This is a genomic window from Staphylococcus sp. TCBT05 (assembly GCF_055179755.1).
Window position 1 is genome coordinate 1,049,870 of the sequence record NZ_JBUQDQ010000038.1, and the last position, 23,678, is coordinate 1,073,547.

Annotated in this window: 19 protein-coding genes; 1 reads left to right on the forward strand and 18 read right to left on the reverse strand. The window is 34.5% G+C overall.

The window, feature by feature from the left end:
• Positions 1-6: 6 nt before the first annotated feature.
• The 18 genes from ACY191_RS12145 to fakB1 form a co-directional block, all read right to left on the reverse strand.
• On the reverse strand, positions 7-1,002 hold the full coding sequence (locus tag ACY191_RS12145) for a gluconeogenesis factor YvcK family protein (RefSeq protein ID WP_229367006.1): 996 nt from the start codon (positions 1,000-1,002) through the stop codon (positions 7-9).
• Positions 989-1,915 carry an RNase adapter RapZ gene (gene rapZ / locus ACY191_RS12150; protein ID WP_229367005.1) on the reverse strand — a complete coding sequence of 309 codons (927 nt, stop codon included), beginning with the start codon at positions 1,913-1,915 and terminating at the stop codon, positions 989-991. Before rapZ ends, ACY191_RS12145 begins: the two co-directional genes overlap by 14 nt.
• A 422-nt stretch (positions 1,916-2,337) precedes the next feature.
• Positions 2,338-3,282, reverse strand: coding sequence for a thioredoxin-disulfide reductase (gene trxB / locus ACY191_RS12155; RefSeq protein WP_042738237.1), 945 nt, complete (start codon positions 3,280-3,282; stop codon positions 2,338-2,340).
• Between the two features lie 65 nt (positions 3,283-3,347).
• Positions 3,348-4,784: a tetratricopeptide repeat protein gene (locus ACY191_RS12160; protein WP_042738236.1), complete on the reverse strand. Its 1,437-nt coding sequence runs from the start codon at positions 4,782-4,784 to the stop codon at positions 3,348-3,350.
• A gap of 29 nt (positions 4,785-4,813) precedes the next feature.
• The gene (locus ACY191_RS12165; protein ID WP_042738266.1) at positions 4,814-5,287 is read right to left on the reverse strand and encodes an acyltransferase; all 474 of its coding nucleotides are present in this window, start codon (positions 5,285-5,287) and stop codon (positions 4,814-4,816) included.
• A 9-nt stretch (positions 5,288-5,296) separates the two neighbouring features.
• Positions 5,297-6,133 carry a prolipoprotein diacylglyceryl transferase gene (lgt, locus tag ACY191_RS12170; RefSeq protein ID WP_042738235.1) on the reverse strand — a complete coding sequence of 279 codons (837 nt, stop codon included), beginning with the start codon at positions 6,131-6,133 and terminating at the stop codon, positions 5,297-5,299.
• Between the two features lie 3 nt (positions 6,134-6,136).
• A complete protein-coding gene (gene hprK / locus ACY191_RS12175) occupies positions 6,137-7,072 on the reverse strand; it encodes an HPr(Ser) kinase/phosphatase (RefSeq protein WP_042738234.1) in 936 nt (311 codons plus the stop codon).
• A gap of 459 nt (positions 7,073-7,531) precedes the next feature.
• On the reverse strand, positions 7,532-10,369 hold the full coding sequence (gene uvrA, locus ACY191_RS12180; protein ID WP_463270050.1) for an excinuclease ABC subunit UvrA: 2,838 nt from the start codon (positions 10,367-10,369) through the stop codon (positions 7,532-7,534).
• Between the two features lie 5 nt (positions 10,370-10,374).
• Positions 10,375-12,357, reverse strand: coding sequence for an excinuclease ABC subunit UvrB (uvrB, locus tag ACY191_RS12185; RefSeq protein WP_042738232.1), 1,983 nt, complete (start codon positions 12,355-12,357; stop codon positions 10,375-10,377).
• Positions 12,358-12,662: 305 nt separating this feature from the next.
• Entirely contained in the window at positions 12,663-12,893 is a 231-nt protein-coding gene (locus ACY191_RS12190) for a CsbA family protein (RefSeq protein WP_107512776.1), read from the reverse strand.
• A 5-nt stretch (positions 12,894-12,898) separates the two neighbouring features.
• The gene (locus tag ACY191_RS12195; RefSeq protein ID WP_042738230.1) at positions 12,899-13,540 is read right to left on the reverse strand and encodes a YfbR-like 5'-deoxynucleotidase; all 642 of its coding nucleotides are present in this window, start codon (positions 13,538-13,540) and stop codon (positions 12,899-12,901) included.
• 229 nt (positions 13,541-13,769) lie between these two features.
• Complete coding sequence (locus tag ACY191_RS12200; RefSeq protein WP_107580346.1) at positions 13,770-14,699, reverse strand: COG3942 and LysM peptidoglycan-binding domain-containing protein; 930 nt, start codon at positions 14,697-14,699, stop codon at positions 13,770-13,772.
• Positions 14,700-15,079: 380 nt separating this feature from the next.
• Positions 15,080-16,190, reverse strand: a protein-coding gene (gene prfB, locus ACY191_RS12205; protein ID WP_463270051.1) for a peptide chain release factor 2 whose coding sequence is annotated in 2 segments (ribosomal slippage) — positions 15,080-16,117 and positions 16,119-16,190 — 1,110 coding nt in all. Because the reading frame shifts where the segments join, the coding sequence is not laid out codon by codon here.
• Positions 16,191-16,410: 220 nt separating this feature from the next.
• A complete protein-coding gene (gene secA / locus ACY191_RS12210) occupies positions 16,411-18,948 on the reverse strand; it encodes a preprotein translocase subunit SecA (RefSeq protein ID WP_042738227.1) in 2,538 nt (845 codons plus the stop codon).
• Positions 18,949-19,243: 295 nt separating this feature from the next.
• Positions 19,244-19,822 (reverse strand): ribosome hibernation-promoting factor, HPF/YfiA family, encoded by a 579-nt coding sequence (gene hpf / locus ACY191_RS12215; protein ID WP_042738226.1) that lies wholly within the window; start codon positions 19,820-19,822, stop codon positions 19,244-19,246.
• Positions 19,823-19,888: 66 nt separating this feature from the next.
• Positions 19,889-20,563: a ComF family protein gene (locus ACY191_RS12220; protein WP_229367003.1), complete on the reverse strand. Its 675-nt coding sequence runs from the start codon at positions 20,561-20,563 to the stop codon at positions 19,889-19,891.
• Positions 20,556-21,638: a DEAD/DEAH box helicase family protein gene (locus tag ACY191_RS12225; protein WP_229367002.1), complete on the reverse strand. Its 1,083-nt coding sequence runs from the start codon at positions 21,636-21,638 to the stop codon at positions 20,556-20,558. Before ACY191_RS12225 ends, ACY191_RS12220 begins: the two co-directional genes overlap by 8 nt.
• Positions 21,639-21,920: 282 nt before the next feature.
• Positions 21,921-22,784: a fatty acid kinase binding subunit FakB1 gene (gene fakB1 / locus ACY191_RS12230; RefSeq protein ID WP_229367001.1), complete on the reverse strand. Its 864-nt coding sequence runs from the start codon at positions 22,782-22,784 to the stop codon at positions 21,921-21,923.
• A gap of 174 nt (positions 22,785-22,958) precedes the next feature.
• Between fakB1 and ACY191_RS12235 the strand changes: the two genes are divergently transcribed.
• Positions 22,959-23,600 carry a YigZ family protein gene (locus ACY191_RS12235; RefSeq protein ID WP_229367000.1) on the forward strand — a complete coding sequence of 214 codons (642 nt, stop codon included), beginning with the start codon at positions 22,959-22,961 and terminating at the stop codon, positions 23,598-23,600.
• Positions 23,601-23,678: the final 78 nt, after the last annotated feature.

Genomic DNA, 23,678 nt, shown 5'->3' on the forward strand with positions numbered 1-23,678 from the left:
TAATATTTATTTAGTCTTTTCATCTCTATTAAATTCAATTGTTTCTGTTTCGTTAATTGCGATTTCATAAATCATTTTAGCTAAAATTTCATAATTATGTCGTACATAATTTTGAGTTGAAATTTCAATTAAATCTGGGTGTGTCATCACTTTGATACCTAATTTTTCCATTTCTTGAATATCGCAATGTACAGGTTTAGCATTTTCCTCCCTGTAACGTCTCAACACTTCTTCATTATAGGTTTGTGGTCCACAGATTGCATAATCAATGCATCTTTTACCAATGTGTTCATGTATCGCTTTAACATGATCTTCTGCAGTGTAACCTGTTGTTTCACCAGGTTGTGTCATCACATTAGATACATATAATTTTGGTGCTTCACTTTGTAATAAAGCTTTACTAATACCTTTGACACATAGATTGGAAATCACGCTCGTATACAGCGAACCAGGACCAAGTACAATTAAATCAGCATCTTCTAATGCCCTAACCGCTTCTTCCATAGGCTCTACATCTTCAGGCTCTAAAAATACACGCTTAATCCTTTTATTCTTTTTTGGTATTTCTGACTCACCATAAACAAGTTCACCATCCTCCATCACTGCATTTAAACGTACACTGGTATTCGTAGACGGAATCACTCGACCCTTTATATTTAAAATTTCACTCAATAACTTTACCGCATGACCAAAATCATCAGTAATATTTGTCAAAGCAGCAATAATCAAATTACCCAATGCATGTCCTTCGACTTGATTCTCTTTAAAACGATATTGAAATAGTTGATTTAACGTTGTTTCTGTTTCGCTTAATGCTGAAATTACATTTCGAATATCTCCAGGCGCAGGAATATCCATTTCATTTCTAATCTTACCTGTACTACCACCATCATCAGCTACAGTTACTATCGTAGTTATATCAATTTGGTAATCTCTTAAGCCACGTGCTAGTACGGATAAACCTGTGCCACCTCCGATGAGTACAAGTTTAATTTTTCTCATTTTTATTTCTCACGCCACTTTCAACATGTGCATCACGATGGTGCACATAGACATTATAGTCAAAGCTATCTTGCAAATCTGCTCCTATACGCTTTGCTAAAGCAACAGACCTATGTTGACCACCTGTACAACCAATTGCGATAACTAATTGTGATTTCCCTTCCTTTTTATAGCCAGGGATCATAAATTTTAGTAAATCCATTAATTTCTCAAAGAAAATATTTGTCTCTTTCCATTTCATCACATAATTGTATACAGGCTCATCTTCACCAGTAAGCGGTCTGAGTTCGTCAACATAATGAGGATTAGGTAGGAAACGTACGTCAAAGACTAAGTCTGCATCCATTTGAATACCATGCTTAAATCCAAAACTTGTCACACTGATATTAAAGGTATCTATATCATTGCGATTAAAGTAGTCTTCAACCCTTTTACGCAGTTCCTTTGGCTTCATATAAGATGTATCTATCGTATAATTAGCTAAACTTTTTATTTCATTTAAAAGATATCGCTCTTCATCTATAGATTCTATGAGTGAACGTTGTCCATTTTCATTTAATGGATGAGCTCTGCGTGTTTCTTTGTATCGAGAAATTAGCTTTTCATTTGAAGCTTCTAAGAATATTAAATCGACAATTAAATTAGTATTGCTCTTTATTTGATCTATTTCTTGAATCAATGATTTAAAAAGTTCTTTTCCTCTCAAATCAATTGCTATTGCAACCTTTTGTAATGATGGATTTCCCTGTTCCATCAATTCAACAAATTTTGGTAACAAAATGGGTGGCAAATTATCAACACAAAAATATCCAATATCTTCTAAACTTTGTATAACGACTGATTTACCAGCACCTGATAAGCCTGTTACAACCAATAATTCACTTTTAATTGTTTCCTTTTCTCCATGTTGCATACCTTCACACCATCCGTTACATATTTTCTATTACACTTCACTATAGATGACAATCTTATCAACCATATTGTCGTTGTATAAAATCAACTAATATTAATCATGCTATCATATTATATTTTACATTAAAAACCACATAGGTAATAGTTTATTATCTTAATTATTAAACCACATTTTAACGACTCCGTCTTTATGTACTTATCATTTTTTAAATAATATGTTTTTGTGTGAAAAATCTTATGCTATTTCTTTTCCCAAATAACTTTAAAGATAACAATAATAAACTTTTTATTAACCTCTTTCATATCTCTATATACATGCGTAAAAAAGCTAGAATGTTATATTCACCATTAATTCTATGTGATAAACATTCTAGCTATGACTGAATTATTATTTTATTGTTCGTGTACTGCGAATTATATTAATTATGCTTCAATTGTATCCATTAAGTGTTCGATATATGCAATGGCACTTTGTGCAGCAATACTACCGTCGCCAGTTGCAGTAACGATTTGACGTAAACCTTTATCACGAACATCTCCTGCTGCATAAACACCAGGAATGCTTGTACTCATATCTTCATTTGTTACGATATATCCAACTTCGTTTGTAATGCCTAAATTTTCAAATGGCGCAGTTAGTGGTTTCATACCGATATAAACAAACACACCGTCTGCGTCTAATGTTTGTTCAGCACCATCTTTAGTTGATTCTAATGTTACTGACCCTACTTTACCATCTTTTTCATTGATTGTTTTCAGTGTGTGACTCCAGATAAAGTCAATTTTGTCGTTTTTAAATGCACGATCTTGTAAGATTTTTTGTGCGCGTAGTTCATCTCTACGGTGAACGATTGTCACACTATCTGCAAATTTAGTTAAGAAAGTACCTTCCTCAACTGCTGAGTCACCGCCACCGATAACGAATAATTTTTTGCCTTTGAAAAATGCACCATCACATACGGCACAATAACTTACACCGCGGCCACCTAATTCTTGTTCGCCAGGAACACCGATTTTCTTATATTCTGCACCTGTTGAAATAATAACAGCACGTGCTGTAATTTCGCTATTACCTAAATTGATGACTTTATAGTCGCCTTTATCTTCAATTGATTTAATATCGCCATATTGGTATTTTGCACCAAATTTTTTAGCATGTTCGAACATTTTTGTTGATAAATCTGGTCCAGTTACCATTTCGAAACCTGGGAAATTTTCAACTTCTTCCGTATTCGCCATTTGTCCACCTGGCATACCACGCTCTATCATAACAGTGCTTAAATTTGCACGAGATGCATAAACTGCTGCAGTCATACCTGCTGGTCCAGCACCAATAATTGCAACATCAAAATCCACTTGTTCAGCCATTTAAATTGCCTCCTGTTTATTAATTCATTATGCGCATTATATATGATTTCTTGATTTTATTAAACTTATATGCTCAATAAATAATCTATGGTTTTATTTAATTTATAATTAGAAATTTCAAACCAGTCACAGACTTGTTGCTTTGTGACCTTTTGCTCAGAAGCTCTATAATGCATATACACATAAGCTGCAACATAAGCATTTACGTCTGTTAAATCTGATTGTTCGGCAATAATTGCTTCTGCTTGGTCAATCCAAATAATAAATAACATTTCATTATTTTTTAATGCTTCCACATTGTACATCATCAGTAGGCCTTTGTGAATGAAATCTAATTTAGTTAATTTTAAATCTTGAATTAAATAAGTTAGATATAACTTCTCATAATCATTCATTGTTTCTAATACAGACCAAATTTCTTCGGTCATAAATACTTCCTTACCCCTTAATTGATTCAATAAAAAAATACCATATAATCTATGGTGATTATCATCATTCATTAACAGTGGTAAAATTTGTTCATCAAAATATACTTTACTTTCGGCAATGACCCACGGTGCATAGCCAACGTCAACTTGTGCAATATCTTGTAATTTTGACCAAAAATATTTACTTTCTTCAATATTATTTAAATGGTAATAATTAAAACTGAGTGCATTATACATTTGAATTGAAAGAAATTTGCCTTTTTTATATAGAGGTAAGAGCACACTTTGCGAAGCTTCGTATTGCTTTAAATAACAAAGAACGATACCGAGTTTAAACGATTCATCTTCATTCATCGGTGCGACTTTATTCAATAAATTTAAATAGCGTTCATACTTTTCTACATCATTTGTATTGTACAGTAACAACGTGTAATGGCAGAGTGCGTGTACATCGGTGTTATCTTCAGCTAGTAATTGTTCAAACATTTCACGTGCCGTATCATATTTATTGAGATATAAATAGCACATTGCAAGTAAATTACGTAGTACTCGATGTGCTTGAAGTGTGTCACTTTGCCTTAACAAATATTTCTGAGCATCTACTAAACGTCCATGTGAAAATAAATATTGGAAAATTAATTGTATGGCAAATAATTGACTCTCAATTTCTATTTTCTCTGGAGAATGATAAGATACTTCGAACATCTCTTCTAATTCTTCTTGATAATCTTCATCCTCAGCAAGAATAACGTAATTCATTCCAAATAAGAAGGCCTTATTAGGATCATTTTTTATAATATTTAACTGACTTAATTCGTAATAACTATCAGCAACGTCTTCATCTTGTGCAATGCTTTCATAATAAAGCTGTTCTGCTTTATTACTTAATCCCAATTTCACAAGACTTTCTGCATACTTTACTTTGCTCTCAAAATCATGGGGTGACATATCAAGCACTTTTTCGAAGTATTCTGCAGCCTTTTTATAATCTTGATGTTGAAATTTTTGTTCAGCTAATCGCTTATAAAAATGACTATCTAATTTCATTTGTATCACTTTATTGTTTTGCGCCATCTATGTTCACCTCCTAGTTACATGTTTCATTATTTAATTTGCATTGGATTGCCGTATGCGACAGCATAATCTGGAATATCCTTTGCAACGACCGTTCCAGCACCTACTTTGACATTACTACCTATCGTCACACCAGCTAAAATTGTAACATTTGCACCAATTAATGTGTTGTCACCAATCTGAACTGGTCCAGTGCGATATTCATCAACTAAAAATTCATGCGTTAAAATAGTTGTATTGTAGCCTATTACACAATTATTGCCAATAGTAATAAGTTCCGGCTTAATGATATCTGGAACAACCTTAAATGCAAAGGCTGTATTCGTACCTATCTTCATCTTTAATATATGCTGATATATCCATCGCTTAACCTTTAAGTTTGGCATATAGCGACATAGTTCTATGACTATCGTTTGCTTAAATACTTTAACGGCTTTGACATATCGATACATTTGCCAAAGGGGATTAGACCCCTTGGATGGCAACTTTGTTAACTTACGCATAAACAATCATCACTTCACCTTTTTAGTTGGCCAAGCTAAAGGTCCGACAGCTTTATACTGTGGCGCCTTATATTTCACTCTACGTATTACCATTATCACGATACCGACGATAATAAGTACTACGGACATCACTTGTGCAACTCTAATATGTTCTGTCAACATAAGACTATCCGTACGTAATCCTTCAACGAAAAATCTACCGATCGAATACCATATTAAATAGAGACACAACGTATCTCCAACACGTAAATGCTTTCTAATAAAGATTAACACAATAAAACCAATAATATCCCAAAGTGATTCGTATAAAAATGTCGGATGATAGTACTTACCATTTATATGCATATTCTCAATAATAAAATTTGGAATATGTAGGTTCTCTAAGAAACTCTTAGCAACAGGACCACCATGTGCTTCATGATTCATAAAGTTACCCCAACGACCTATACCTTGACCTAATATCATACTTGGTGCAATCACATCACCAATTTGAAATGGATTAAGATTCTTATGTCTACACACAAAGATACCGGTAATAAATCCGCCTATTAAACCACCGTGTATTGCGATACCCCCATGCCAAATCATAGGGATTTCTATTGGATTCTGTGCATAATATGGCCATTGAAATATTACAAAGTAAATACGTGCAACGATAAATCCTACAATAGCACTCCAAAAAATAATATCTACTAACGTATCTTTATCATGACCAATTCGCTTCACACTAGCCTGTGCAATAAAATAGCCAAGTAATATACCAGTAGCGATAATTATGCCATACCAACGTACTGAAATTGGTCCTAATTCAAATGCAATAGGATCAATATAATTTAAACTCATCATCAATTAGTTCTCCTCACTGTGGTGTCCATTTCTCATAATTTCAGCATTGAGACGATCATTGAATTCTTCAGCAGTGTTGATACCCATAATATTTAAACGATAATTCATCGCTGCTACTTCAATGATAACGGCCACGTTACGTCCGGGTCTGACTGGAATCGTCTTCTTCGTGATTTCATTATCTAGGATTTTTAACTTTTCCTCATTTAAACCAACACGGTCATACAATTTATCTTTGTGCCAATTTTCTAAATGAATATTTAAACGTAGCCTTTTTTCAGTTAAAATTGATCCCGCACCAAATAGCGTCATTACATTGATGATACCTAAACCTCTAATTTCAAGTAAATGTTCGATTAACTTTGGCGCTTTACCAATGAGTTCGTCTTTACTCACTTCTCGAATTTCGACATTATCATCTGCAACGAGTCGATGACCACGTTTAACAAGTTCTAATGCTGTTTCACTCTTACCGATACCAGAATCACCAGTAATTAAGACACCTACGCCATAAACGTCAACTAACACACCATGTAATGAAGTCGTTCTAGCTAATTCATGTTCTAAAAACGTTGTCAAACGACCCATTAATTGTGTTGTCGCAATCGTTGATGTAATCAATGGTGTTTCAAGCTCAGTTGCAGCTTGTATCAACTCTTCAGGTGGTTCTAAATCACGCGTTACAATGATAGCTGGTGTTTCGGGGCGACATAGCTTTCTCATTCTACCCTTTCGCTCTTCATCTGGCAACAAGTTATAAAAAGATAATTCCGTTGTTCCCAATAACTGAATACGGTCAGAGGCATAATGAGAAAAATAACCTGCCATTTCTAAACCAGGTCTTGAAATATCAGTATTTTTAATTTGCTTATTTAAACCCGCTTCACCTGCAATAATTTCAAGTTCAAAGCGTTCGACTAAGCTTTTCGTAGTTAACATAGCTTCACCTCTATCAATATTTCTCCTACATTTGCGATATGTATTTATCATATCAAAAAGCATTGATAATCCATATTAAAAAGTGTAGTAGTTAATAAAATAATTCATACAATACTATTCTACCTTACATTTCTGTTTAGCGATATTACGATATTAAGTCTCTATAATCATGCTTTATCGCTAAATTTCAGCCTAAACTTATAATGCTTTATAGTAGTTTAATGAAATCTATTCGTTATGTATTGAACCAATAAATTAAAGCATAAAGCTCACGCCTTTAAATTTAAGTTCTTCGTCGATTCCGACTGTTACGAATAATTTATCAGCAGTCTAACTTATTATAGAACCAAAATTTAATAGCTCAATATAATTAAAGGCCGATTGGATAATTATAATCCAATCGACCTCATATGAATACACGATAAATTAATATCACTGATATATGCTACTATTGTTGAACTAAGTAGTGATTGTATCTCTTTCTAATACTGGCTTTAAGTATCGACCTGTATAGCTTGCTTCAACATTCGCAATCTCTTCAGGCGTACCTGTGGCAACAATTGTACCGCCACCATCTCCACCTTCAGGACCTAAATCAATAATATGATCTGCCATTTTAATAACATCCAAGTTATGTTCAATAATAACGACAGAGTCACCATTTTCTACTAGTTTATTCAATACTTTAAGCAATCTACTAATGTCATCAACATGTAAACCAGTTGTCGGTTCATCTAAAATATAAATAGATTTACCTGTTGAACGTTTGTGTAATTCTGAAGCTAATTTAACACGTTGCGCTTCTCCACCTGATAATGTCGTTGCAGGTTGCCCTAAGGTTACATATCCTAGGCCAACATCGACTAATGTTTTTAATTTACGATGTATTTTAGGTACATTTTCAAAGAAATTAGTCGCATCTTCAGCAGTCATCGCTAAGATATCAGCAATATTTTTCCCTTTATAAGTTACTTCTAACGTTTCACGATTATATCTTGTACCACCACATACTTCACATGGAACATACACATCTGGCAAGAAATGCATTTCGATTTTGATAATTCCATCGCCTTTACAAGCTTCACAACGGCCACCTTTAACATTAAAGCTAAAGCGTCCTTTAGAATAGCCACGAACCTTGGCTTCATTTGTTTGTGCAAATATATCTCGAATATTGTCAAACACACCAGTATATGTTGCTGGATTTGATCTTGGCGTTCTACCAATTGGTGATTGATCAATATCAATAATTCGTTCTAGTTGATCAATACCTGTGACCTCATCACAATCACCAGGTTTAACTTTAGATTTATTAATTTCTTTTGCTAATGATTTATATAATACCTCATTAACTAGTGAACTTTTACCGGAACCGGATACACCAGTTACTACTGTCATTGTAGATAGTGGAAATGACACGTTTACACCCTTTAAGTTATTGCTACGTGCACCTTTAACTTCTATCTTTCTGTCAGTAACTTCACGACGTTGTTCTGGTACTTCAATACGTTTCTTACCACTTAAATACTGACCTGTTAGTGATTTTTTATTATTCATAACTTGCTTTGGTGTGCCACTTGCAACAATTTGACCACCATGTTCTCCGGCACCAGGTCCTACGTCCACTAGATAATCAGCAGCTCTCATCGTATCATCATCATGTTCAACAACGATTAATGTATTACCTAAATCTCTCATTTCTTTTAACGTGTTAATCAAGCGATCATTATCACGTTGATGTAATCCAATAGATGGTTCATCGAGTACATAGAGTACTCCAGATAATCTAGAACCAATCTGTGTGGCTAAACGAATTCGTTGCGCTTCTCCACCAGATAGTGAACCTGACGCTCGATTTAAAGTTAAATATTCTAACCCAACATTATATAAAAATTCTAATCGCGAAATAATTTCCTTTAGGATTTGATCGGCAATTTTTTGATCTTGCTCTGATAAATCGATATGTTGATATAAATGTAATGCGTTTTTAATAGAATTCTCTACTATTTCACCAATATTATGACCTGCTACATAAACTGATAGCGCTTCTCTACTCAATCGTTTACCATGACATGTTTCACATGGTAGCTCAGTCATATACTTACTCATCATTTCTCTCACTAGTTCTGATGGTGACTCATGATAGCGACGATTAATATTTGGAATTACACCCTCAAACTCCATTGTACGTTTACGTGTTTGACCATTACGTTGTTTAAAGGTAAATTCGATTTCCTTACCTTTAGAACCATATAAGATGATGGCCTTTTGTCTATCTGTTAATTTTTTATAAGGTTTATCCATATTTATTTTAAAGACTTCGCAAACACGTTTTAACAATGTTGGATAATATTCCGAACTTGTTGGTTCCCAAGGGATGATTGCACCTTCATTCAGTGTTTTGTTTGGATCAGGAACAACTAAGTCTAAGTCTACTTTTAACTTTTGACCTAAACCATCACAAGTTGGACACGCTCCAAAGGGACTGTTAAAACTAAACATACGTGGCTCTAGTTCTCCAATAGAAAACCCACAAATTGGACAGGCGTGATTTTCAGAGAACTTTAACTCCTCACCATCGATAATATCTACGACGAGGTTGCCATCTGCAAGTTGTAATCCTGTCTCAATTGAGTCTGCTAGACGTGTTTCGATACCATCTTTCACAACTAATCTGTCGACTACGACTTCGATAGTATGATTTTTATTCTTATCTAATTCTGGCACTTCATTAATATCAGTAATTTCACCATCTACTCGTACACGAACATAACCTTTCTTACCAATATCATCAATCAACTTCTCATGAGATCCCTTTCTATGAGAAACGACGGGTGCTAACAATTGAATTTTAGTACGGTCTTCCAACTCCATAACACGATCGACCATCTGTTGCACTGTTTGTGATTCAATTTCAATGCCATGATTTGGGCATATTGGTTTCCCTACACGTGCATATAATAAACGGATGTAATCATAAATCTCTGTAACTGTTGCTACCGTCGAACGTGGGTTCTTACTTGTTGTCTTCTGATCAATAGATATTGCAGGTGATAAACCTTCAATTGTATCAACATCGGGTTTATCCATTTGACCTAAAAATTGTCTTGCATATGCACTTAATGACTCTACATAGCGACGTTGTCCTTCGGCATATATAGTATCAAACGCTAGTGACGATTTACCGGACCCTGAAAGTCCTGTCATCACAATCAACTTATCTTTAGGTATTTCGATATCTACATCTTTTAAATTATGGGCACGAGCGCCTTTAACTACAATAGATGGTTGTTTCATATACTTCACCCTTCTGCTTTTAATTCAAATAACATATCTCTCAATTCTGTCGCCTTCTCGAAATCTAAATCTTTGGCGGCTTGTTTCATTTCCTTTTCTATATTGGCAATTGTTTTTTCGCGTTCTTTCTTCGTTAATTTCTTAGGTACTTCTGTTTGTTGTTTTTCATTTGTGTCATCATTTTCTACTGTCGCGCTAATAACGTCATGGATTTGTTTATTAATGGTCGTTGGTGTAATACCATGTTTTTCATTGTATGCCATTTGAATATTACGACGACGTTCTGTCTCATCAATCGCATATCTCATAGAATCCGTAATTTTATCTCCATACATGATTACTTCACCTTTACTATTACGCGCAGCACGTCCAATTGTTTGAACTAATGAACGCTCTGATCTTAAGAAACCTTCTTTATCAGCATCTAAAATTACAACAAGTGATACTTCTGGTATATCTATACCTTCTCTAAGCAAATTAATCCCGACGATTACATCATAGGTACCCATTCGTAAATCTCTAATAATTTCAATTCGTTCTAATGTCTTTATTTCCGAATGTAAGTAGTTAACCTTAATTCCTGCTTCTTTCATATATGTCGTTAAGTCTTCACTCATTTTCTTCGTCAATGTCGTAACTAGTACACGTTCATTTCGGTCTATTCGTTCTTGAATTTCGCCAAGTAAATCATCAATTTGATTTTCCGTAGGTCGGACCTCAATCTTAGGATCAAGCAAGCCAGTTGGTCGAATAATTTGTTGTACCATTTCGTCTGTGTGCTCTAGTTCATAAGGTCCTGGTGTTGCAGAAACGTAGACCAGCTGATTTGTTTTTTCTTCAAATTCTTCAAACTTAAGCGGTCTGTTATCCAGAGCACTTGGCAAACGGAATCCGTGATCAACTAAGACTTGCTTTCGTGCACGGTCACCATTGTACATACCACGAATTTGTGGCAATGTCACATGAGATTCATCAATCATAACCAGCCAATCGTCACCAAAATAATCAAGTAAGGTATATGGTGTCGAACCCATTGGTCTCAATGTTAAATGAACGGAATAGTTTTCTATACCAGAACAAAATCCCATTTCTCGCATCATTTCTAAATCATAATTCGTACGTTGCTCTAACCGCTGCGCTTCTAGTAGTTTATTTTCCGCTCTCAATTCTTCCAAACGTTCTGCTAATTCATTTTCAATTCTTTGTATTGCAGATTTCATCTTTTCCTCACGTGTTACGAAGTGGGATGCCGGGAAAATTGCAAAATGTTCGCGCTCTCTCAATACTTCTCCAGTTAAATAATTGACTTCGCGTATACGATCAATCTCATCACCGAAAAATTCAACTCGAATACACATTTCCTCACGAGAAGCAGGAAAAATTTCAACAACATCACCGCGTACTCTAAAGGTACCTCTTCGGAAATCAATGTCGTTTCTAGTATATTGGACGTCAACTAACTTTCTCAGTAACTCACTTCTATCCATTTCCATACCTACACGTACACTTACAACTAAATCTCTATATTCTTCCGGATTACCTAAACCATAAATACAGCTCACACTGGCAATTATGATGACATCATCTCGTTCAAACAAAGCACTTGTAGCAGAATGTCGTAGTTGATCAATTTCATCATTGATTGATGCATCCTTTTCAATGAAAGTATCTGTAGATGGTACATATGCTTCCGGCTGATAATAGTCATAGTAACTTACGAAATACTCTACTCTATTTTCAGGGAAAAATGTCTTAAACTCACTATATAATTGACCTGCTAATGTCTTATTGTGTGCTATGATTAACGTCGGTTTGCCGACTTCTTTGATAACATTACTCATCGTAAATGTCTTACCAGTTCCCGTCGCACCAAGTAATGTTTGATGACGTTTCCCTTCATTTACACCTTTGACAATTTCTTTAATCGCTTCTGGTTGATCACCTTGTGGCTCGAAATTGGATTGTAGTTTAAATGGATAGTGTTCCATGTTGACACACGCCTCCTATATATTTTCTTATGTGACAAATGTAACGCAAAGTTCTATGCTTTAATATTGATTTGTCTACTAAATTGTAAATTATTGTGTATAGTGTATAACCTTATTCTATATTTTAACAGATTTATGCGCAAAAAGACAAACGTTTGTTCGTTATTTTAACATGTGTAAACAACAAAAAACAAACATAGTATCTTACCATGTTTGCCTTAATTTATTGCTTTATTTATTTTAAGAAGGTAATTATTTTATAGTTTACAAGTCATTTTTACAACTAGATTGCTTGTAACTTATCATTAATCACCATCATGCTTATGAAATTCGAGTTGATCGATAATTATATATCCCGCTAATAATGACACGACATCAATAAATATGATCCATTCATTATGAAAAAAGCCTTTGGCAACAGATGCCCCAATTAAGATGAGTGTCAAAATAGTGCCGACCCATTTATTTCTCGTCAGCACACTAAATAGTACGACTAATATGCATGGAAAAAATGCCGCAAGCATATACCAAATCATCTATGTCACCCATTTCTATTATTTAGGATTGTCATCGTTGTTTCTCTCAGTTCGGCACGTGGAATAAAGTTCTCAGTTAACATCTCTGGAATAATATTATCTATAAAATCTTGCACGGAACTTAAATGATCAAATTGCATAATTGTTTCTAAAGACATCTCATAAATTTCAAAAAACAATGGTTCCGGGTTACGTTTTTGTATTTCTCCAAATGTTTCATATAATAAATCAATTTTATCTGCTACCGATAAGATTTGACCCTCTAAGGAATCATCCTTACCTTCTTGTAACCTTTCACGATAGATATCTTGGTATGCTTCAGGAATTTCTTCGTTAATAAAATGATCTACCATTTCTTCTTCAACCTGTGAGAATAGTTTTTTTAATTCTCCACTCGCATATTTAACTGGTGTCTTAATATCACCTGTAAACACTTCAGCAAAGTCATGGTTTAGTGCTTTCTCATATAAACTTTTCCAATTCACTTCATTGCCATGATATTCTTCGACAGTTCCAAGATATTGAGCAATTTTAGTTACTTTAAATGAATGTGCAGCAACATTATGTTCAAAGTATTTGAATTGGCCTGGTAATCGAATTAATTTTTCTAAATCAGATAAACGTTTAAAGTATTGATGTACGCCCATGATATCGCCTCCTAAGTTTATTTAATGAATGATTATACTTGCTTTTATAATATCATTCAACAATCAAAATGTCTTATCAAATAGCTGTTAAACAAATAATTAGCAATTTAGAATTTCTATCTTTTCAGTTTATTAAGATTTCATATAAATTTTTATCGTTAAAATAAAGCCACACCGTAATATAACAGTATGGCTTTATCTCATATTAGATATTATTTTTAAATTGTTACTAGTGAATATAGTTATACGCACTAGGTTGTTGTATCGTACGATATGATTTCTGTCCGACGCCTTGCCAATTCATTTCAGAAACAACAATGGATCCATCGGTATTTTTATGTTCTACCACACCAACATGTCCATTTGGACCAGATGTACTTTGCATAATTGCCCCTACTTCTGGCGTATGATTAACTTCATAACCACTTTGTCTAGCTGCATTTGCCCATTGATTGGCATTACCCCATAAATTGCTTACAGGCTTACCTAATTGACTACGTCTATCAAATGCGTAACTTGTACACTGACCATTATCATAGTAATTAGTGCCACCACTACGGCCAATACTTTGTTGTCCACTGTAATAATGATTGGCGTCATATTGATAAGCATTGGAATAATTACTATTTACATCATTATTCCACGATTGATAGTTAGAAAATTGAGTTGGTTGAGCCACATCATTCTGAGGATAATTCGGTGTCAATATTTGCGAATCACTTTCATCTGTTGGTTGTTGTAATGTATCTGGTGTCCCCCAGCTTGCTTTATCATCATTATATAAATGCTTTGAACCTGCTTCCGATATAGCAATAAGTTGCCCCGGATGAATCGTTTCTGTAATCTGTGGATTCAATTTAAATAAGTCATCTAATGATATCTCATGCTTATTGGCGATATTTGTAAGTGTGTCGCCACTTAATACTTCTACGATATCACGATCAGGCACGACCACTTTTGTTCCAGTCGCAATAGAAGTCACACTATCATCCAAATTGTTTAGCGCCTTAATTTCATCGATATTGGTAGCAAATCTTTCAGCAATTTGCGTAAGTTCCATCTCCGAAGATGTTGTATGTATTTGTTCCGCTGACGCTATATGATTCACACCTAAAAACAGTGCCGTCGTCGATGCAGTAACTATTAAACCTTTCTTCATTGTTATGTTCATTCCTTTGCTGTCTTATTATTATACAAATTTAATATAGCACAAAACCTTATGCCATATTGAACTGTTAACAGACTGTAATACAATGGTTATTTAGTCCTATATGCAGTAAAATAAAATCTCTTAAGAAAGCTATGGTATAACTAGCTTTACTAGCTTAATATTACTAAAATTGCACCCTTCATATATAAGCTCATGTAATATAACTAGATGATAGAAGCATATAATTAGAACATCATATCAATTTCTGCATAAATTATTGTACTATTGCTGACAACAATGCCACCTCTATATAATAAAAATGCCTTATAAGACAGTTGCAAGATGCACAACTGTATATAAGGCATAAAATGATTTATTAAACTATTGTATTATGAATGATCCATTTGACTACGTAAGTATGCTTCAATAAATGGCCCAATTTCACCATCCATGACTGCATCAGTCTTACCGGTTTCTTCATTCGTTCTATGATCTTTGACCATTGCATATGGATGGAACACATAAGATCTAATCTGGCTACCCCAGCCAATTTCTTTTTGTTCACCACGTATTTCTGCCATTTCTTGTTCTTGCTCTTCTAATTTTAATTGATATAGTTTAGATTTCAATGTCTTCATGGCAGCTTCTCTGTTCTTAATTTGTGAGCGTTCATTTTGGTTGTTAACAACAATTCCAGACGGATGATGGGTAATTCTAATTGCAGATTCTGTTTTGTTAATATGTTGACCACCAGCACCTGATGCTCTAAATGTATCTACTGTGATATCGTCTGGATTTATATCGATTTTAATATCCGCATTGTTAAATTCAGGAATAACATCACAAGATGCAAAGGACGTATGCCTTCTTCCAGATGAGTCAAATGGCGAAATACGAACTAATCTGTGTACACCCTTTTCAGCCTTTAAATACCCATATGCATTGTGACCTTTCACAGCAAATGTCACACTTTTAACTCCAGCTTCATCACCTGGTAAATAATCCATAATCTCTACTTTAAAGCCTTGTTGTTCACAATAACGTTGGTACATACGTAATAACATGTTTGTCCAATCTTGTGATTCTGTTCCACCAGCACCTGGATGTAACTCGACGATGGCATTGTTTGCATCATATGGTCCATCTAATAAGAGCTGTAATTCAAATTGGTCCAAATTATCTTTGAATTGTTGGACTGACGTTTCTAAATCAGCTTTCATCGTTGCATCCTCTTCTTCGAGTAATAATTCTCTTGTCGTTTCCATATCTTCAATTTGTGCTTCTAGATCACGATATGCATTAACAATACTTTTCAAAGCGTTATTTTTATCAATTATTTCTTGTGCTTTATCTTGATTGTCCCAAAATGTTGGATCAGCCATCATTTCTTCATATTCTTGAATATTCGTCTCTTTTTCTTCTAAGTCAAAGAGACCCCCTAAGTTGCTCTAATTTTTCATTATAACTCTCTATATTTCTTTTTATTTCCGATAATTCCATCTAAACATCGCTCCTATTATAATTGAAAATTTACTTACTATTACATAACAATTGATTGAAGAAAAGCTAACTAAAGCTACATAAATGGTTCACTCCGTTTCAATAGTATACGAGCATCATGGTTATTATATGTTAAACTCACACTCATTTTCAAAATAAAACCGGAAGTTGATAATCACAAATCAATGCTTCCGGTTTCATACTGTCACGCTTAAATCACCTAAGCGCCATGACAGTTTTTATATTTTTTACCGCTGCCACAAGGACAAGGATCATTTCTACCAATATGCTCATCTTTAACGTAAGGTTGAGCCTTTACCTTTTCTTTACCATCTTCAGCATTTGCTGATACGTGTTCAGCTTTACCGAAATCAGTCGTTTTGTCACGTTCAATATCATCTTCAACAGTAATGACAGATTTCAAGATATATTTACTTACATCTTCTTCTATTGTTTCCATCATTGTATCAAATAATTGGTGACCTTCATTTTGATAATCACGTAATGGATTTTGTTGTGCATAAGAACGTAAATGAATACCTTGTCTCAACTGATCCATAGTATCGATATGGTCTGTCCAATGATCATCTATAGATCTTAATAGAATCATGCGCTCAAATTCTGCGAATTGACTGCCTATTTTTTCCTTTTGATCTTTAAATGCAACTTCGACTTTTGCCCATACAATTTCAAAGATATCATCATTATCTTTACCTTTTATTTCTGATTCTTTCAAAGCACCTTCGCTTAAGAATACATCATCCACATAGTTGATAAATGGTTCGTAATCTGGTTCGTCCTCTTCGTCATTTACATAGTAACGTACACTGCGTTCTAAAGTAGCACGCATCATTGCTTCGACTAATTCACCACTAGAATCACTATCAATAATACTATTACGCTCTGTATAGATAATTTCACGTTGTTTACGTAATACATCATCATATTCAAGTACACGTTTACGTGCATCAAAGTTGTTACCTTCAACACGTTTTTGGGCAGATTCTACAGCACGTGACACCATTTTTGATTCTATTGGTGTTGAATCATCCATGCCTAAACGGTTCATCATATTTTGTAAACGTTCAGAACCGAAACGCACCATTAATTCATCTTGTAGTGATAAGTAGAAACGACTATCACCTTTGTCACCTTGTCGACCAGAACGTCCACGTAATTGATCATCAATTCTTCGTGACTCATGACGTTCGGTACCAATAACAGCAAGACCACCAAGTTCTTCAACGCCATCGCCTAGTTTAATATCCGTACCACGACCAGCCATGTTTGTAGCGATTGTTACAGCACCCTTTTGACCTGCGCCTGCTACAATTTCTGCTTCTCGTTCATGGTTTTTAGCGTTTAATACATCGTGTCGAATACCTTTTTTCTTTAATAAGTCTGAAATATATTCGCTCGTTTCAACTGCTACTGTACCTAATAGTACCGGTTGACCCTGTTTGTGCTTTTCAATGACATCTTCAACGACTGCATCGAATTTACCTTTTTGACTAATATAAATTAAATCCGGTTTATCTTGACGTTGTACAGGTTTATTGGTAGGAATTTGTGTTACCGTCATATTATAAATATTGCGGAACTCTTCTTCTTCCGTCTTAGCCGTACCTGTCATACCAGATAGTTTATTGTACATTCTGAAGTAGTTTTGGAATGTAATTGAGGCCATGGTTTTGGATTCGTTTTGAATCGTCACACCTTCTTTAGCTTCAATGGCTTGGTGCAGACCTTCTGAGAAACGTCGACCAGGCATTGTACGTCCAGTAAATTGATCGACGATTAATACTTCGCCGTTATTTACCATGTAATCTACGTCTTTTTGCAGTGTCACATGTGCGCGCAATGCTGTATTGATATGACTAATGATTTCTACGTTTTTAACATCATAGAGGTTATCGATTTTGAACATACGCTCTGCTTTATCGATACCTTGTTCTGTTAATTGAACTGCCTTTGTTTTTTCGTCATAATTATAATCATCTTCATTTTTTAACATCTTAGCGAAAACGTTAGCTTGTGTATATAATGAAGTAGATTTTTCCGCTTCACCAGAAATAATCAATGGCGTACGTGCTTCATCGATTAAGATTGAGTCTACCTCATCAATGATGGCATAGTTTAAAGGTTTCATTACACGCTCTTCAGCATAATTCACCATGTTATCACGTAAATAATCGAAACCAAGTTCATTGTTGGTACTATAAGTGATATCACTTGCATAAGCGTCACGTTTTTCTTCGGTAGACTTACTATTTAAGTTCAAACCAACCGTCAAACCAAGGAACTCATACAATTCCGCCATTTCTTGACTTTGACTACTTGCTAAATATTCATTGACAGTAATAACGTGTACCCCACGACCTGTTAACGCATTGAGGTAGGTTGGCATCGTTGCTGTTAAAGTTTTACCTTCACCGGTTCTCATTTCAGAGATATCACCATTATGAATCGCGATACCACCCATAACTTGAACTTTATATGGACTCATATTAAAGACACGCTTTGCACCTTCTCTTACTAATGCAAATGCTTCCGGTAGAATTTCGTCTAATATTTTATTTTGTTTCTTAATGTCCTCTTCATCACGCAATCTTTCTTGATATGATTGCGTTTTTTGTTTAATTTCATCGTCTGTTAATATCGATATATCCTCTTCTAATGCAAGGACTTTATCGGCTAATTTGCCAAGGCGTTTTATTTCTTTTTTATTGCCATCTGCAATTTTTGATAAAAAACCCATTTTGTTCGCTCCTTTAGCTTAATAACTCTTAGCTTACAACAATTTATGATATCATTTATAAGCCTAAATTTACACTTATAGACCTCTCTATTTCCTACTTTATTAACATATATGTGTCAATTCATTAATATCATTGTATTGCCTTAATTAAATACTACCCATTGATATAACTTTGCATGTACTATTATATTTCACTTTCAAATTATTTCATAGTAACATAACAAAAATTGGACGTCCACGATTTAACATAATCATGAACGCCCTGCGTACAAATCATTTATAGAAAGTACAAAGATTAATCAGTAGTTTCAATCAATCCATATTTCCCATCTTTTCGTTTGTATACGATGCTAGTTCCATCAGTTTCACGATCTGTGAAAATAAAGAAATCATGCCCTAAAAGATCCATTTGTAATACTGCCTCTTCTGAATCCATAGGTTTCAAACTGAAGTTCTTTGCACGGATAATTTCGATATCACCGTCACCATCATTTTCAATTGGCTCGGCTTCTAATTGTTCAGCTTCATTTTCTTCTGGCAGTGAAGCGAACACTTCTTGTTCACCGCGATTACGCTTTTTGCGGTTAACACGTGTTTTATATTTTCTTACTTGTCTTTCAAGTTTATTATTGATTAAATCAATGCCAGCGTATAAATCATCGTGGCGTTCTTCAGCTCTCAAAGTAACATTTTTCAATGGAATAGTTACTTCAATCTTAGTAGCTGAATTTTGATATGTTTTTACTTTAACGTGTGCAGTTGCGTTTGGCACATCGTTAAAATAGCGTTCTAATTTACCAATTTTCTCCTCAATATAGTTGCGAATCGCATCAGTAATAGTGAGGTTCTCTCCGTGAATTTCAAATCTAATCATAGTAATCGACTCCTTTAAAACCTCTATATTGGTAATATTGCTTACTCATATAATACCACGTTTATGCTACCGTGCAAACGTAAACACATCGAATTTTCTGATTTTTCTAATAAAAAGTTTTTCCGCAGCTTGATGCACCGTTAATCCAGTCGTATAAATATCATCTACCAACAATACTTGTGCATGAGTTAAATCAATATCGTCTATGACATGGAATGGATTACGCGCATTAATTCGATTACTTTTTGGCAAATTCGCCTGTTTCTCTCTATAATCCATCGTAAGCACTGCTTTATATTGTATACGCATTTGTGACAGTACCATCCTAATAGGATTAAAGGTTCTTTGATAATCGCGTTCCTTGGGTGATGGTATCGGTATAATTAAATCATAGTGTTGCTTTGGTAAGTTCATCATTGATGCGAATTGTTCACACAAGGCAACATCTTTATCAAATTTATATCGCTTTATCAAATCCTTCATTACGCCATCATATTGAAATTGACAATATAATTGATCCATTAACGTATAATTGCTTTCTAAGTATTTACAGTCTAAACATGTCTGTTCTTCTGTACTTAAATACTTTAAACATCTCGAACAACGCTTTATATTATCTTTTATTTTCACTTTAACCCAAAGTTTTGTGCATTGTTTACAAAATAGTGTAGCTGGTTTGAACAATGTAACTGCATTTAATGGTTCGGTAAAGTAACCTCTACAATGGAGGCATTTAATCATGAATCCACCCCTTTTTACGTGCGAGTTTATTCATCTGCACAATTGTGCTTCGTGCTTTAATCATCTTAAATGTAATACCTTGATGACAGAACATGACTAAACCAGTTGGTGATGCCATTTTTCTACCAACCCGCCCAGCTATTTGTATTAATGCACTACTTGAAAATTTATGACTGTCTACAACAATTACATCTAAGTTAGCCATCGTGAATCCACGCTCTAAAATTGTCGTTGTAAATACAACACGATATTGTCCGCTTCTTAATGCCTCAACTTTATCCAACCGATATGGATCTTGACTATGTACAGTCGTAAGCGTTTCAATATCTTTGTGATAAATTTGATACATATATTCCATTATTTCAATATTATGAAAGAATACAAGTGTATACCGTTTAGCTTGTATTTGTTGGGTTAATAAACTTAAAAACTTAAATTGCTTTTTATGAGGGATAATTCGAAAGTATTTAAAAATAGGTACTGGCAAGGGGGATTGGTGAAATCTCGCTGGCAATCTAATGATGTGTGATTTATCAAATTGTTTGATTAACCATGGTGTTGGTGTAGCAGTCATATAAACTGCACTACCATCTTCATTTTGAGCAGCAGTAATGACTGACATCAGTGTAGGGTCCATTGATAATGGAAATGCATCAACCTCATCCACAACAATAAAGTCGAAATGACCTTTAAAGCGCATTAATTGATGCACAGTAGCAATAACAAAATGTCCATCGTATTTTTGCCTTTGTCCTTGATACAACACATCGATTTGTTCATCGTGAAAGGCCTCTCGTATTCTGATTTGCAGTTCAATTATCACATCGACACGTGGAGATACGATAGCTACATTTAAACCTTGTTTTCTTGCTTGATGAATCGCCTCAAATATCATTTCAGTTTTACCAGCACCTGTGACAGCATATAGTAATAGCGCTTGACGTTTCATTAATGCCGTCACAATTGCAGCAGAGGCATAATGTTGTTGGGGAGATAACTTGAAAGGTAAATCATAAGCTGCTTCACTCTTTTTATGCCCTGTTACAGTGATATAAACTTGATGATGACTATCCATTTTTCCAAGAGAAATACAGTTTCGACAATAAACAATTGCTTTATTTAGACAATCCGACCGATACGTATAAAAGTGTTGCTGAACTGTTGTTTCACATTGTTTACAATGCCACTGACCTCCAATGTCACATACACCTGTAGTTACTTCATGAATCGTTTCTGTCGTTAATAACTTGCGATCTGTTACTAACCTTCCATAATAATGTATATTAAATCTACCTCCTTTAATTAAAAAAAGACATCACATTACCGAAGCATGTCATGTCTTTATCTCTATATGTTCTTAATCTAAGCGAATATTTCTACCAACGTACCCTACTGCTATGCCACCAGAACCTAAATGTGCAGCGACAACAGGTCCAAAATATGATTTGTGAATTTTATGTTGTGGGAATGTCTTTTGCACTTCATTGTACAACCACTCACCATCTTCTTCGATGTCACCCACGACAACATGTAAGGTCACTTCATCAAAGCCTTGAATATGTTCATTTACTTTTTCAATAATTTTTTTCAATGCACGCTTTTTAGTTCTTACCTTTTCATCTGGAACAATTAAACCGTCATCGAATTTTAGAACAGGCTTCATTTTTAACATTGTACCAATCCATGCTTGCGCACCTGTAATTCGTCCACTCTTTTGTAAATTTTTCAGATCATCTACCATCAGAATGGCACCCGTAACATCAATCATGCGATTTAATTCTTCGAGAATCTGATCAGGTTGATTTCCCTGTTCAACCATTTCGATAGCACGCAAGACGTAACTGCCTTCAATCATAGCTGCTAACTTCGAATCAAAGGTATGTACGTTGATGCCTTCAATCATTTCACCAGCTTGTGTAGCAGTTTGATAACAACCACTAATACCAGATGATAAGAAGATACAGATGACGTCGGTATACCCTTCTCCACGTAATGCTTCAAAATGCTCTATAAAAGTACCAATAGCAGGTTGACTTGTTGTTGGTATAGTTTTAGATGTCTTCATCTTGTCATAAAATTCTAATCTAGAAATAGATTCATTTTCAACGAAATTTTCCCCAGTATCAAACGTAACACTTAAAGGGGCAACTCTTATATTATATTTATCAATTAATGTTTGTGATAGATAGCTTGTAGAATCTGTCAAAACAGCAATCTTCATCATAATCCTCCTTCATTATACTCACAACAATAATACATTATTTTTAGTTAAAAGAAAATTTATTTTTAAACATTTAATACAGGCTTCATTTCAGTGTATACTATATATAAATTGACTAACACGTATAATAAATAACATATATAATTTACGTCGTTTTTATTGGAGGGCAAAATATTGGGAGAATCAATTATTACAATTAAACGTGCACATACAATAGAGAATGTAATTAACAAATCACGTTTTATTGCACATATTCAACCTGTTGCTTCCGAACAAGAAGCAAAGGACTTTATTGAACATATCAAGAAAGAACATAAAGAAGCGACACACAACTGTTCAGCTTATACCGTTGGTGATCAGATGAATATACAAAAGGCCAACGATGACGGTGAACCAAGTGGTACAGCAGGTGTACCAATGTTAGAAATCTTAAAAAAATTAGACATACACAATGCCTGTGTTGTGGTTACACGCTATTTTGGTGGTATAAAACTCGGTGGTGGCGGTTTAATCCGCGCATATAGTGGTGCCGTTAGAGATGTGATTTATGATGTAGGACGTGTACAATTAAGGCCAGCCATCCCAACTACGGTCAGTATTGGTTACGATTTAACTGGTAAATTTGAGTATGAACTTGAAACGACTCCCTTCTTCTTGAGAGATACTGTCTATACAGACAAGGTGAGTTATCAAATCGATGTAGTAGCTACCGATTATGATGACTTTATCGCCTTTTTAAACCGCAATACATCTGGTAATTATGATTTAACACAGGATGATATCGTACTTTTACCATTTGATATCGAAACTGCGTAGCCTCAATACTTTACTAGACATACAATCAACATCAGCAAATTCGTCTATTTGTATACAAATAGACGAATTTTAATATTT

Coding starts and splice junctions, on each gene's coding strand:
- ACY191_RS12145 (WP_229367006.1), bottom strand. CDS start 1,002: ATGAGAAAAATTAAACTTGTACTCATCGGAGGTGGCACAGGTTTATCC.
- rapZ (WP_229367005.1), bottom strand. CDS start 1,915: ATGCAACATGGAGAAAAGGAAACAATTAAAAGTGAATTATTGGTTGTA.
- trxB (WP_042738237.1), bottom strand. CDS start 3,282: ATGGCTGAACAAGTGGATTTTGATGTTGCAATTATTGGTGCTGGACCA.
- ACY191_RS12160 (WP_042738236.1), bottom strand. CDS start 4,784: ATGGCGCAAAACAATAAAGTGATACAAATGAAATTAGATAGTCATTTT.
- ACY191_RS12165 (WP_042738266.1), bottom strand. CDS start 5,287: ATGCGTAAGTTAACAAAGTTGCCATCCAAGGGGTCTAATCCCCTTTGG.
- lgt (WP_042738235.1), bottom strand. CDS start 6,133: ATGATGAGTTTAAATTATATTGATCCTATTGCATTTGAATTAGGACCA.
- hprK (WP_042738234.1), bottom strand. CDS start 7,072: ATGTTAACTACGAAAAGCTTAGTCGAACGCTTTGAACTTGAAATTATT.
- uvrA (WP_463270050.1), bottom strand. CDS start 10,369: ATGAAACAACCATCTATTGTAGTTAAAGGCGCTCGTGCCCATAATTTA.
- uvrB (WP_042738232.1), bottom strand. CDS start 12,357: ATGGAACACTATCCATTTAAACTACAATCCAATTTCGAGCCACAAGGT.
- ACY191_RS12190 (WP_107512776.1), bottom strand. CDS start 12,893: ATGATTTGGTATATGCTTGCGGCATTTTTTCCATGCATATTAGTCGTA.
- ACY191_RS12195 (WP_042738230.1), bottom strand. CDS start 13,540: ATGGGCGTACATCAATACTTTAAACGTTTATCTGATTTAGAAAAATTA.
- ACY191_RS12200 (WP_107580346.1), bottom strand. CDS start 14,699: ATGAAGAAAGGTTTAATAGTTACTGCATCGACGACGGCACTGTTTTTA.
- secA (WP_042738227.1), bottom strand. CDS start 18,948: ATGGGTTTTTTATCAAAAATTGCAGATGGCAATAAAAAAGAAATAAAA.
- hpf (WP_042738226.1), bottom strand. CDS start 19,822: ATGATTAGATTTGAAATTCACGGAGAGAACCTCACTATTACTGATGCG.
- ACY191_RS12220 (WP_229367003.1), bottom strand. CDS start 20,563: ATGATTAAATGCCTCCATTGTAGAGGTTACTTTACCGAACCATTAAAT.
- ACY191_RS12225 (WP_229367002.1), bottom strand. CDS start 21,638: ATGGATAGTCATCATCAAGTTTATATCACTGTAACAGGGCATAAAAAG.
- fakB1 (WP_229367001.1), bottom strand. CDS start 22,784: ATGAAGATTGCTGTTTTGACAGATTCTACAAGCTATCTATCACAAACA.